This is a genomic window from Oleiagrimonas soli (assembly GCF_000761445.1).
GTDB classification, from domain to species: Bacteria; Pseudomonadota; Gammaproteobacteria; order Xanthomonadales; family Rhodanobacteraceae; genus Oleiagrimonas; species Oleiagrimonas soli.
In genome coordinates this window covers 280,499-293,446 of the sequence record NZ_KN196470.1, presented here as the reverse complement: position 1 = coordinate 293,446, position 12,948 = coordinate 280,499, and the positions used below count along the sequence as shown (strand labels likewise).

Annotated in this window: 10 protein-coding genes; 4 read left to right on the top strand and 6 right to left on the bottom strand. The window is 56.3% G+C overall.

The window, feature by feature from the left end; translation table 11 throughout:
* From LF63_RS01260 to LF63_RS01250, 3 genes are all read left to right on the top strand, one after another.
* The coding region (locus LF63_RS01260) for a molybdopterin molybdotransferase MoeA (RefSeq protein ID WP_052394517.1) at positions 1–868 on the top strand (868 nt) is incomplete at its 5' end.
* Positions 865–1,428 (top strand): molybdenum cofactor guanylyltransferase, encoded by a 564-nt coding sequence (gene mobA, locus LF63_RS01255; protein ID WP_268746033.1) that lies wholly within the window; start codon positions 865–867, stop codon positions 1,426–1,428. The genes LF63_RS01260 and mobA, both read left to right, overlap by 4 nt.
* Positions 1,425–1,769, top strand: coding sequence for a DUF7009 family protein (locus tag LF63_RS01250; protein ID WP_043099087.1), 345 nt, complete (start codon positions 1,425–1,427; stop codon positions 1,767–1,769). The genes mobA and LF63_RS01250 overlap by 4 nt, the downstream gene beginning before the upstream one ends.
* A gap of 4 nt (positions 1,770–1,773) precedes the next feature.
* Here LF63_RS01250 and LF63_RS01245 read toward each other — a convergent pair whose 3' ends face one another.
* Together LF63_RS01245 and LF63_RS01240 are read right to left on the bottom strand one after the other, a co-directional pair.
* Complete coding sequence (locus LF63_RS01245; protein WP_043099085.1) at positions 1,774–2,331, bottom strand: phosphatase PAP2 family protein; 558 nt, start codon at positions 2,329–2,331, stop codon at positions 1,774–1,776.
* Complete coding sequence (locus LF63_RS01240) at positions 2,328–3,509, bottom strand: glycosyltransferase family 4 protein (protein WP_081945032.1); 1,182 nt, start codon at positions 3,507–3,509, stop codon at positions 2,328–2,330. Before LF63_RS01240 ends, LF63_RS01245 begins: the two co-directional genes overlap by 4 nt.
* Before the next feature lie 204 nt (positions 3,510–3,713).
* Here LF63_RS01240 and LF63_RS01235 point away from each other — a divergent pair, with 204 nt between their 5' ends.
* The gene (locus LF63_RS01235; RefSeq protein WP_043099084.1) at positions 3,714–5,228 is read left to right on the top strand and encodes an ArnT family glycosyltransferase; all 1,515 of its coding nucleotides are present in this window, start codon (positions 3,714–3,716) and stop codon (positions 5,226–5,228) included.
* 491 nt (positions 5,229–5,719) lie between these two features.
* On the opposite strand, the gene LF63_RS15430 is transcribed toward LF63_RS01235, so the two are convergent.
* The 4 genes from LF63_RS15430 to LF63_RS15660 form a co-directional block, all read right to left on the bottom strand.
* On the bottom strand, positions 5,720–6,205 hold the full coding sequence (locus LF63_RS15430) for a tetratricopeptide repeat protein (RefSeq protein WP_081945030.1): 486 nt from the start codon (positions 6,203–6,205) through the stop codon (positions 5,720–5,722).
* Positions 6,195–7,091, bottom strand: coding sequence for an RHS repeat domain-containing protein (locus LF63_RS16070; RefSeq protein WP_235205249.1), 897 nt, complete (start codon positions 7,089–7,091; stop codon positions 6,195–6,197). The genes LF63_RS15430 and LF63_RS16070 overlap by 11 nt, the downstream gene beginning before the upstream one ends.
* A gap of 94 nt (positions 7,092–7,185) precedes the next feature.
* Complete coding sequence (locus LF63_RS15665; RefSeq protein ID WP_161782309.1) at positions 7,186–10,746, bottom strand: hypothetical protein; 3,561 nt, start codon at positions 10,744–10,746, stop codon at positions 7,186–7,188.
* A 113-nt stretch (positions 10,747–10,859) separates the two neighbouring features.
* Positions 10,860–12,803 (bottom strand): hypothetical protein, encoded by a 1,944-nt coding sequence (locus LF63_RS15660; RefSeq protein WP_152569201.1) that lies wholly within the window; start codon positions 12,801–12,803, stop codon positions 10,860–10,862.
* Positions 12,804–12,948 lie beyond the last annotated feature (145 nt).

Below are 12,948 nucleotides of genomic sequence, written 5' to 3'. Positions count from 1 at the left end.
CGCGCCGGCCGCCAACCTGCGCCCGGCCGGTTCCGACGTGCCGCAGGGCGACACGGTGATGCACGCCGGCGAACGCGTCACGCCGAATCACCTGATGCTGCTGGCCGCGCTCGGCGTGGCCGAAGTGGCGGTGGCGGCGCGTCCGCGCGCGGCGCTGCTGTGCACCGGACGCGAGCTGGTCGACGATCCGACGCAGCCGCTCGGCCCCGGCCAGATCCGCAACAGCAACGCGCCGTTCCTTGCCGAACGTCTGCGCCGCGCCGGCGCCGAGGTGGTGCATGTGGAAACCGTCGGCGACGACATCGACGCCTTCCTCGCCGCGCTGCAACGCGCGCGCGACGCCGGTGCGCAGATGCTGCTGAGCACCGGCGCGGTGTCGATGGGCCGCTACGACTTCGTGCCCGAGGCGCTGCAGCGTCTGGGCGGCACGGCGCTGTTCCACAAGGTCGCGATCCGTCCCGGCAAGCCGCTGCTGTACGCGCGGCTGGACGACGGCCTGCAGTGGTTCGGCCTGCCCGGCAATCCGATCTCCGGCGCGGTCGGTCTGCGTTTCTTCGTCGAACCGGCGCTGCGCGCACGCGTTGGCCTGCCGCCGGAACAACCACTATTCGTGCCACTGGCTCACGACTATCGGGTCAAGCCTTCGCTGCGCTTCCACCTCAAGGCGCGGCTCGGCGCGGACGCGCGCGGGCAGCTTTCGGTGCACATCCTGGATGGCCAGGAGTCGTATCGCATCCGTCCGCTGGCCGCCGCGAATTGCTGGGTGGTGATCCCGGCCGGTCACGAACAGATCCACGCCGGCACGCCGGTGGCCGTGTACGGTCCCGGTCACCTGGAAGCACCGTGGCCGGATACGATTCCCGCGTGAGCGACGCCGGAACGCCCTGCATCGGCGTGGTGCTGGCCGGCGGCCGTTCCTCGCGCATGGGTCGCGACAAGGCGCTGCTGCATTGGCAGGGCCGACCGCTGCTGGAACATCAATGCGCCACGCTGCTCGCCGCCGGCGTCGACGACGTACGCATCAGCGGCGCGCGCGCGCACCCGCTGGCGATCCCCGACCGTCACCCGCAACGCGGTCCGCTGGGCGGATTGAGCAGCGTGGTCGATGCGCTCGGCGACGTGGCGCTGCTGATCGTGCCGGTCGACATGCCACGCCTCACGCCCGCCCTGCTGGCGCGCCTGCGCACGGCCGAAGCCTGCGCCGCCTGCGTGCATTTCGCCGATCACGTGCTGCCGATGCGCCTGCGCGTGGACGCGGAAACGCGCGCCGCGCTGGACGCGTTGATGGCAGCCGACGACGACCGCGCCCGCTCGCTGCGCGCACTGCGGCAGCGCGTCGGCGCGCACGCCCTGCCGCTGTCCGCCGCCGAAACCGCGCAGCTGCGCGACTGCAACACGCAAGCCGACTGGGACGAGGTGCAACCATGAGAGTGCAACTGCAGGCGCAGAGCCTGCGCATTCGCCTGCAGGAAGATGAGTTCGCGCAACTGCGCGCCGGCGAGACGGTGGAGAACCGCAGCGCGCTGCCGCACGGACACGTCGCCGTGCAGCGCGTGCGCGCCGGCGAGGACGCGCAGCCCGACTGGCGTCTCGACGGCGATGCCTGGGTGCTGATCGTGCCGCGCACGATGCTCGACGCCTACGCCGAGCGACTGCCCACTCGAGACGGCCTGTCGCTGCGCTTCGACACCCCGGACGGCCATGCGCTGGACGTGCTGTTCGACGTCGACGTACGCGACAGCGCGCGTGCGCGCCTGCCGAAACGCTGAGCGCCTACAGCCAGAACGACACGCCCTGCACCGCGTACAGCGACAGGCTGCCCAGCGCGCCGCCGATCACGCAGGCCGCCAGCACGTCGCTGGGATAGTGCAGCCCCAGCACCACGCGCGACAGCGCCACCAGGATGGTGAACGGCATCAGCAACGCCGCCAGCACCGGGAAATACGCCAGCGCCACCAGGGTGAAGGCCACGGCCTGCAACGTGTGGCCGGAGGGAAAGCTGAACTCGTCCAGCGGCGGCACGTGCGCGATGATGCCGGGACAGGCGCGGAACGGGCGCGGCCGCTTGGTCCAGCCCTTCAGTGCGCGGTAGAGCAGCAGCGCGGACAGTCCCGTCAGCGCCATGTGCGCCGCCGCCTGCAGGCCGCGCGCGCCACCGAGCACGGCCAGCGCCGCCATCAGCACGTACCAGAACACGCCATCGCCGAGCCGGCTGACGATCGCGAACAGACGCCCGATCGCACGCCGCGCGCCCCAGCGGTTGGCGTGCGTGCACAGGCGCATGTCCAGGGTCGGATGCGAGACCACGGGAAGCTGATCGAGAGGTTTCATGTGCGCGCTCCACTGTCACGAGGATGCCCGGTGAAACCCAGCGCGCGCGCCTGCCGCGGCGCGCGGCCCGACGCGTGCACGCCGAGCAGCAGGGTCTCGAAATCGGCGATCACCGCGTCCGGATTCAGCGCGGCCACGCTGCCGCGCGCGCTGGCGCGCATGTCGCGGTAACGCTCGTCGCGGATCAGCTTGACGCAGGCGGCGGTGAACGCGGCTTCGTCGCCGTCGTCGATCAGATAACCGTTGTGGCCGCTGCGCACGTGCTCGTGCGCGGCGCCGCTGTCGAAGGCAACCGTCGGCAGCCCGCTGGCCAGCGCTTCCAGGATCACGTTGCCGAAGGTCTCGCTGCGGCTGGGAAACACGAACACGTCGGCGCTGGCGTAGCATCGCGCCAGCGCCTCGTCGTGCTGCATGCCCATGAACACGAATTCGGGATGCGCGCGCTGCACCGCCTCGCGCGCCGGCCCGTCGCCAACCCACACGTAGCGCAAGTCCGGACAGCGCTGGCGCATCGCGTAGTAGGCGTGGATCGCTAGCTGTAGGTTCTTCTCCGGCGCGATACGACCGACGTAGAGCATCACCGGCGTGCGCTCGCTCGCGCCCCACTGCGCGCGCAGCTCGTCGTCGCGGTGCACCGGATCGAACTGCACCGTGTCGACCGCGCGATGCAGCAGGCGCACGTTCTCCACGCCCAGCGTGCGCAGCTCGCGCGCCAGGGCGTCGGTGGGCACCAGGGTCGCAGCGGCGCGACGGTGGAAGCGGCGCAGGTAAGCGCGCACCAGCGGCGTCAGCCAGCCCAGTCCGTAATGCGTGGCGTAATGGTCGAAGCGGGTATGGAAGCCGGTCGTGGCCGGAATGCCGAGGCGTCGCGCACAGCGCAGGGCGCAGGCGCCGAGCGGTCCCTCGGTCGCCACGTAGATCGCATCCGGACGGCGGGCACGCCAGGCGCGCTTCAGACGGCGATCGACCGGCCAGCCGAAACGCAACGTGGCGTAGCCGGGAATCGCCGCAGCCGGCGCCAGCATCGTGTCGTCCGCGTCCGCCTCGTCGCGCTGCCGCGGCCGCACCAGGTGCACGCTGTGCCCGCGCGCGCGCAGGCCCTGCACCATGCTCTGCACGGTCAGCGCGACGCCGTTAGTCTCCGGCGGATAGGTTTCGGTAACGATGCCGATGTGCATGCCGCGCACCTTTGCAGTCTTATGGCGGCAGCATGCGGATCGCGTGTTGCAGTGCGTTGATGCGGGCATGACGTTGATATGACTGCAAAACCATCCCCGCATCGATCGACGGCCGTCATCACGACGACATTCGAGCCGATATAATCGCGGCTCAGCGGGCTGCCTGTCCGTCGACACACCACGCACGGAATGCCTAGAATCCCCATGCCGAACGCCCCGTCCGCTTCACCTGTCCGCCCCACTTCGTCGACCCGGCGGGCCCTGGGCCTGCTCGCCATCCTGCTGGTGCTGATGGGTTTCGCCTTCCAGGGCTCGCGCCCGCTGTGGAGCCGCGACGAAGGCCGCTACACCGACAACGCCCTGCAGATGATCGCCAGCGGCGACTACCTGGTGCCGGCCTACAACGTCGACCGCACCAACTTCAACAAACCGCCGATGACGGCCTGGCTGATCGCCGCCTCGGTGCGCACCTTCGGGCACAACACCTGGGCGGTGCGCACGCCGTACGCGCTGGCCTTCATCTTCACCGCGCTGCTGCTGGCCGGCATGGGCCGCACGCTGATGCCGGACAAGTTCTGGCTGCCGGGACTGGTCTACGCCTGCACGGTGTTCCCGTTCCTGTCCGCGAACATCGTCAGCACCGACGTGTTCCTGACCTTGTTCGAGGCCCTGGCTGGCTTCGGCTTCGTGCGCGCTTTCCTTGACGCTAAGGCAAGGCATCCGCGCAGATGGGCCTGGCTGATGTGGCTCGGTTTCGGCCTGGCTTTCCTGACCAAGGGACCGCCAGGCCTGATGCCGCTACTGGCGATGGTTCCGTTCGCCGCGCGCCAAAACGGCTGGCGCGGTCTCGGCCGGCTGTTCACGCCGGTCGGCCTGCTGATCTTCCTGCTGGTCGGCCTGGGCTGGTACGCCGCCGTGGTGCTGACGCACCCCGGCCTGCTCGAGCACTACCTGAAGTACGAGGTCTACGACCGCGTGTTCACCACCGTGCACGACCGGCACGGGCAGTGGTACGGCTGGATCAAGGTCTACCTGCCTGCGCTGCTGCTGGGCACGCTGCCGTGGTGGTGGACGCTGCTGCGCGGCATGCGCGCCGCGCTGACGCCGAGCCGACTGCAGTCGCTGTGGCTACAGGCCGGACCGAAGCTGTTCCTGCTGCTGTGGTTCGTGCTGCCGCTGTGCGTGTTCATCCTCGCGCGCTCGCGCCTGCCGCTGTACCTGATGCCGCTGTTCGTGCCGCTGGCGATGCTGCTGGCATATATGCTGCGCGCGCGCATCGACCTGCGCCGCACCCGCCAGCGCGTGCTGCTTGGCGCATGGATCGTGCTGCTGCTCGTGGTCAAGGCGGGCGCGGCCTATCATCGGCAGCCGAACATCGACAACGAACTGCGCAGCCAGACCTTCCTCGCCGCCGTGCAGAACACCCGCTACGACGCCCTCGTCTTCATCCGCGACAGCGACAGTCAGAACGACATCGACGAGACCACGCCCTGGGGCATGCGCCTGTATCTGCGCAAACCGATCTACGGCATCCCCTGGCGCACCGCCGACAGCCGCACCACACTGTGCGCACTGGCCAAGCGCCACCCCCACCTGATGTACGCCGTCGGCTGGCGCACCTCGGTGGACGAAGTCACGCAGGCGCTCACGACCTGCGCGCCCGGGCGCTTCTCGATCCTCGGGAAGTGGGACAAGCACACGCTGATCGCTCTGAAGTAATTGGAAATAACTCGCCCCTCCTTTAGCGTCGCACAAGAGAGCTTTAGCCTCACTATACAATGCGTCCGCCGCGTAGAAGCGCCATGCGCACAAGTACTACGCGATGCGATGCGATGCGATGCGAAAGTTGCCGAGATGCCGCTGATAATGGTTGGTCGACAGTTTTGTTTATGACTGTTTGCGTCTCACAGAATCCCATAGAGCTACTACTTTTGTAGATGAAGCCCCGGTGTAGCCCGCCATAACTGAGAAGCATTGCAGAACGCACACCGCGATAGGCTCATCAAACGTCGAAGCAACGTTCGTCACCACTAAAATTACGTACAAATTACAACTAGAGATTTTTTGCCCCACGCATAATATTTGATGCAAATAAGCACAGCCTATTTCACCATCAAAGCGCAATTGCTATAGGCGGCCATCTAATACATGAGGGGATCAAAATGTATTATTACTTTATTTACTCAAAAAAGTTTTATCGACAAACGACCTTAGAACCACAACCACAATAAAGCCAAAAAGCGCATTTTTAGGTCGACTTTTGGGTTGCATACACTAGACCTAAGCAAAATCTCCGCTGACCGTGATTTCCTGGAAAAATCTTCGCGCCTCTTTTGTAAAATTGCAAACAGAATCTTGCTTGCCCCGTGGTTATGCAGCGATGCACTACGGAAATACTTCATCGCTTTCTCCTGATCCCTTGCAACCCCCAATCCCTTGTAATAAATCAACGCCAAATGATTGGCGACGAATCCCGTTGCATCATATTTTAATTCGACCTTCTCGAACCAATACAAAGCATTATTGTAATTTTTTTTTACTCCTCCACACCCCTTAAAATAAGCATATCCGAGCGCTATGCGTGCTGAATTATCTCCTAGCAGTGCACGTTTAATAAGTTCACCATCCTGACCCGAGTCCGGAGTGCCTCCTGAGCTGCCTGCACGCAAATTACGCCAGGAACGATTATTTTTCATTATCAAAATTTGCTCGTAAAATGTTTTTATCTCCGTTCGAATCGCTTACTGGAGGGGCTACTGGAATTCCCGGCAATGGTTTCGGCGAGGGCATAAATGTCGGCTTTGTAGGTGGAGGAGGCCGTGGAGAGGGCGGTGGAGGCGCTTCTCTCTTACCCACCTCCTCCAAAAGATCTGCGATACGTCGACCAAATCTTTGAGTAGTTCCCTCTGCCGCTTCGACAAGCTCCGCAACCGTTTGTCGTTCTTGTGCTGCCTTCATTGCTTCAACAACATCCAGACTCCTATTGCTCCAGTCAAACGCAAGATAAGTTACAGGGCTGCGTATGGCAACCGCGCCGCCCATCGCTATCGTCGGGGCCGCCATTATCGCTGTACCAACTAGGGCCACTTTTTCTAGCCCATCTGCTGGTGCATTTGGATGTGTCATCCGCCACCTTATGTGATCTCTAAACATTAAACTGCATGTTACTCCATCCACGCAACGCCCATCGGGATCCGTATATCGCATAGGATTATTATTTGCATACGCGTATCGCGAAAAATTAAAAATGTTTGTCGGCTCCGGCGCCACCGGGTCCCGACTTAAAAATCGCCCCAGAACAGGATCGTAATAACGCGCTTGCATATATATAAGACCGGCATCGGGATCCCCAACATGCCCAGCATAACCTATGCCCGCCTGCAGTTCGGCTGATGGTTGCAGGCCATAAGATTGATAAGAAGATTGATACGTCACGCCTCCTTGCACATCCGACTCCAGAACTACGCTTGATTGATAGTTGGTCATGTACAGAGTAACCCTCTCAGACGCATTAACGACAAAAGTGCATACAAGCAGAAGTATTAATAATATTAAATTTTTTTTAAATTTACTTAATTTCATCGGAACCTCCAGCATGCTTTAATTCAATTAATGCGCGACATTCAAGCTATTTAGATTCGCTAAAGTTTAAGATTGACTGTTAAAGTCAGCACCATCAATACGGGAAATTAACCCATGCCGAACACCCGCCGGCATTACACGCCCTTACTTTTTGACTATAATTTTTATATCCATACGGCTCACTTTCTACTACCGTTGAAGTGTTTGCTCCACTGTAAATAATTCCATACGTTTGCGTACTGTAGACCTCGTAATAGGTTGCCCCGCTCACCGAAGCCCATACTCCAAGAAAGTTATACGTGCTGCCTGAAGTCGTCTGAACGATATTTACACTGGTTGGTTGTGGTGGTGCATGCACCACCCTCACCGTCTTTGTACTAGACCAGGGACCATTACCGCCAACGTTTGAAGCTCGGACTCTGTAGCTATATGTTCCGTTCGCTTTTCCGCTGGTACTCTTGTTTGTGCTTGCCCCGCTATATACGGTGCTCCAGCTGCCCCCATTTACCTGCTCTTGCAACGTATAGCTTGTTGCGCCGCTTACCGAAGTCCAGCCCACTGAATAACTTCCGCTGCCATTCGTTCCACTCGGCACACTAAGCGAAGGAGCACTGCTTGGAGGAATTGTTACCGTTACAGCTCCGCTAGTTTTATACGCACTGCAACCAGCTGCATTACAGGCTTGCGCACGATAATTGTAACTGCCTGTACTCGTTTCACTTATTGCCTTACTTGTGGCGCTTCCGCTGAAGATTGTGCTCCACGCCCCCCCATTTTTTTGATGCTGTAATGTATAACTTGTCGCAGTGCTTGAACTCGACCAACTTACAGTCAGTGCACCACTGCTCGTGCTCGGAACGGAAATACTCGCAGGTGCTGCAGGTGGGTGTAGTACGACCTGATTAACCGTACCACTCCAAGGGCCATAGCCTCCAGAATTGTAAGCTTGCACACGGTAGCCATAGGTACCATTCACTTTTCCGGCTATTGCCGTACTGCTTCCTGCCCCGGAGTAGATCTGACTCCAGCTCCCACCACTTACTTGTTCGTCTAAAATATAAGTCGTAGCACCCGCTGCACTTCCCCAGCTTACGGTGTAGCTCCCGCTCGTATTCGTGCCACCGGGCACAGCCAGACTTGGCGCCGCCTGAGGCGATACCGTTGACGCAGCTGAGGTTATGTAGTTACTGCAACCAACTGGATTGCATGCGGCCACGCGAAATACATAACTACCCCCCGCGCTCTCAGATTTTACAGTGCTTAAAGCTTCACCGCTGTAAACTGCGGTCCAAGTCCCTCCATCCAGCTGCTGGTCCACGCTATAGCTCATCGCATACGTCGACGTGGGCCACTGCACACTGATGCTCCCGGCACTCGCGCTTGGAACAGATACCGAGGCCACGGGTTCAGGTACAGTCCTGGAGACATCATGGTCAAGCTTGGCGATTAACTTGTCCCTGAGATACACGTAATCACTACCCGTACCGGTCGTGGTCGTTGTAGGTACGTACTGCCACATAAGTTTTCCGGCACTACTATAGCCGTAATACGTAATGTCGCCATTGTTGTTTATTTTCTTCACTCGTCGCCCTGAGGCATCATAATCATAATTGGCGACTCCTGTGATTTGTTTAAGCCGATCAGCCAGATCGAATACAAGACTTGTACCGTCCTTTTGAATCATATTGCCGCGATCATCGTAAACAAAATTGTGCAGCGCGCTACCTCCCGTTGCAACACTTATCAGTCGATTGCTTGAATCGTAATTATATATTTCACCTACACCATTATTTGTCATTGTACTTATATTGTTTAATGCATCGTAGGCATAGCTTTCATCACCCCATAAATTTGGTGCACTGGCGTCTTTTAGACGATTAAGGCCATCGTAGGTCATATTTTTATCACGCCGCCCTTGTGTATCGGACAAATCAGTCGCTTTCGTGATATTGCCGTTCGCATCGTAGCTAAATTCCTGACTATATATTACTGCTCCACTTGCTGCGCCATATGAAATATTTTTTACTAGATCACGCTCATTCTGATCCGCTAAGTAAGCGATGCCGCCCTGATAAATAAAACTATTCAATGAACCATCTGCAAGATAGTTTGCATCTGTAGCATAGCTTCCTGCCTGAGTTGGTCGACCAAGTGGATCAGGGTTAAAATTAATAACCTTACCATCTGGATATGTTGTGCTTTCAACATTGCCATTGTCATCATACTTATATTCAAATGGCCAGACATACCCATCCTCTGACAACACCTCACTCTTAAGGTTATTCCTCGAATCATGGACATATGACCACATCGTCAAACCATTAGTCTCCGTTGCTACGTTACTGCGCGCATCATATGTATAAGCTTGCGCATTCGTCGCATCCGGATAGCTCACAGCCATAAGACGGTTCAACGCATCGTACGATCGTGTAATCTTGCTGCTGCTATCAACTTGATCTCTACCACAACCCGTACCCGTTATATTCTGACCAGAAGCACTCCAAACAATATTATCTGCCGCATCATAATCAGTGACTGTGCTACCGCTTTCTGGCTCGAGCAGTCGGCATAGTCGCTGATAATCATCATAGAACCAGTATTTTGTAACTGAACTGCCGCCTCCAGACTGCGTTATTGATACCGGATTTCCGTAAATATTCCGGACAATTGTCTGCAGTACATTTTCAGGAGCATTTATTGCTACCGGCCAATCCGTACTTGGTTCCCCATATGTCATGTATGACACTGTTGTAACATTTTGATTCGGATCTGTAATTTGAGTTTGAAAACCTGGTAAATATTTTGTAGTAGTTTTAACAAGGACGCCTTGCTCTGAATCCTGTGTCACTGATGTCGTACGCCCCAAGGCATCATATTCCGAATGCGTACCAAGTGCATCTGGAACTTTTGTCGTATCTGCCCATGTATCGGTAACCGTCGAGTCCAGTGATCTTTGTGGATATGATGAAAACGCAACCCTGCCCAAATTGTCATACCGTATAACCCTCTGACTTATCGATGCAGCTTTATTGTTAGAATCATACGTTTGCTTTATGACCGGTCTCCATAATCCGTCGAAAATCGACTCAGAGACTTCGTCACCCGTAACTATGCGCTGGCGCCACATGCCTGCCGGCAGCCCATATCCGGCAGGTGCATCCGGCGAAAAGGTTATACTAGTGTCATTCCACGACCCTCCGCATACGCCTGCCGTTGTTTTTGATGGGTATTTTATTAAATTTATGCGCCCAAGAGCATCATAGCTATAGCATGTCTTATTTCCCGCAGCATCGGTAACCGAGGTTACATCACCCAAAACACTAACCTCGGCATTAACCACAGTGCCCGATGGTTGATCTTGCGTAGGAGGGAATTCAATTCTCGTAGCAACACCGTGTTCATAGTTTTTGTAATAGGTCACATGCCCTAAACCGTCTACTGCCGACGCCAACGTCCCATCAGCGCTATATGTATAACTCTCCTTGAGTTCACCGTATTGATATTTTGCGATCGGGAGAGCCGTACTGGCATCATAATCTACTCGCGACACCTCAATACCGTTCAACGTTACGCGCTTGGTCTGACCAAGCACCCATGAAGACAGGTTATCTTCATAATCAATGGTTTTAGTACGGCTATATGTCTGCGCATGCACAGGACAAGACAGGCATGTGCACACAACTATAATTGTGAAAGCAATTTTTATGCACACAAAACTCTCCCCCGATATCACACCCAAAAGTCTTTCGCCCGCAACGCTTGAATGAATTACTGACTACTTTCAGTCACTTTTGTCGGCCGCACAAAACTATCGAAGCAATAAACTTCCGCCGTTGGGCAGCCCGTATCTACATCCACCTCAAATGATCTGCTCTGCTGAGTGATAATCTTTTGTATCAGCGGCGTATTCTTCAAGACAAACCCACCCCCCCACCCATAATTTCTACTCATTCCACCACCGCCCCATTGATTAAAATTTTGCCCTGAGGCCGACTCCAGATATTGATATGTTGTCGCACGCACTATATTTGACCCATCAATAATACTTTCGCTAAGCAGCTGCCCGAAATTGCTTGCGTGATCAGAACCATAGACATAGTCAGTCTCGATCCCTGATGGGCCGATCTCGACCGTTTTGGATTGATACGGGGCAGTCCACCCGGGATAGTATTTAAAAGTCCAATCTAAAGACGCAGCACCGGGTATAGATAATGTTTTTTCAACCAGCGATGCCGTCTGGTAGTCGCTCGGATCTGTTATAATCGGAGTGCTCGTTGCAGGCCAACCTCCACCAGCAACCCACATGTAGCACCCAGCCTCTGCTTGCCGTGTACCATGTAAAATCCGCCTGAACTTGAATGTGCCAATAGTGCCCGATGGATGCTTTATGGTAACTATGTTTGTGTCGTAAGCGCCCGGGGAAACATCTGTGGTCAAAGTGCCTATGTTTATGTGGCACCCGGCCCAGACATCATGCGAATTGTATTTCGTCACTTGATACAAGTTGGAACCATAGCTGTAGCTCCAACGACTCCCGTCCGGCAAAATGACATCCCACTGATATGTTCCAGTATCACTTACATACTGCCATTGACGGGATCCTGCTGTAATTTTCGATACATTATTGGCCCCATATGTTAGATCAATCTCTCCACCATCACTTGATTGTATCTTCTGCAAATGCTCTGCGATATTCGGATCGAAAGTATATGTTAGTGTATTGCCAAACCTATCCGTAACTTTGGTGGCAAAAATAAAAACCTGCACCCTAGGCACCGCGTAATTCGTATGACAGTACTGCTGCTGCTGCCCATCGTTCAGCGCATCAAGCGTCGGCAAAACATCCGCCGCCTGCCCGCAACTATCATCAACAATTGATGTGGTCGGCCGAGTCGCCATCCAGTCAAACGTATATACCGTTCCATTCGGTAATGTTACCGTAAAACCTTCCCCCGCCCCTTTTTTAAGCGTTGCGACGCAGCCAACCATCCAATTGTTTTTGGTTTTGTAATAATACGTATGCCCACCAATGGTCTGCGGAGTCCCTGCCACGAGCCGGAGCATCTCCTGCATACCCGAACCCGGAATATTTATATATATGCCACTAAAGTAGCTCTCTGGCTGGTAATATACCCGATAAAAATCCCCCACTCCTACAGCAGCGGGAGGGCCGGCCCCACCTTCCGTACAACGCGCCTGCGTTCCCGCATATGCCCCATCTGATGCGGGTCCTATCCAACCACGCTGCGCATCAAATGTCCCGACCATGTAAGGAATATCTGCATCCCAAGGTCCTGGAAAAATAGAGTTGCTATAAGAGGTTACGCCACCCATTTGATCTTGAAATGTAGAGTCAACACGAAACGTCCTGCCTATCGAAAGCGGCAAACCACTGTTCGTCGGTATGGAAACATCTGTGACCGTAAAGGTTGTCGACCCATCCTGCATATTGGTCGAGTCGCCCATGAGACTTGGACCAAGTGGCTTTATGCTTCGCGCATTTCTGATTCGATGCGTATACCCATCTTTCGCAGATTGCGCGCAAACGGGGGTAGCTATCATTGCCACCATAGCGAACGGCAACATAGAGCACACGAAGTGTTTAATTGCCGCGATCAAATATTTGCGCCACATGAATACATACTTTTCTTGCCACCTGGGGTCGACATCGCGAGCTTCACTCAGGACAGCCACATTCACATAGTCACTCATCCCCCCCCCTCCCCTTGAGACCTTTCAAAGGTTTCCACCACGATAAGTACACAAGCTGAGGTTGCTGTCAAGGCATTTCGAGCATCTTTATTTGAATATTGCGAAATGCCCGCACAAACAATGATCCTAGAAGCCCCCGCCCTAT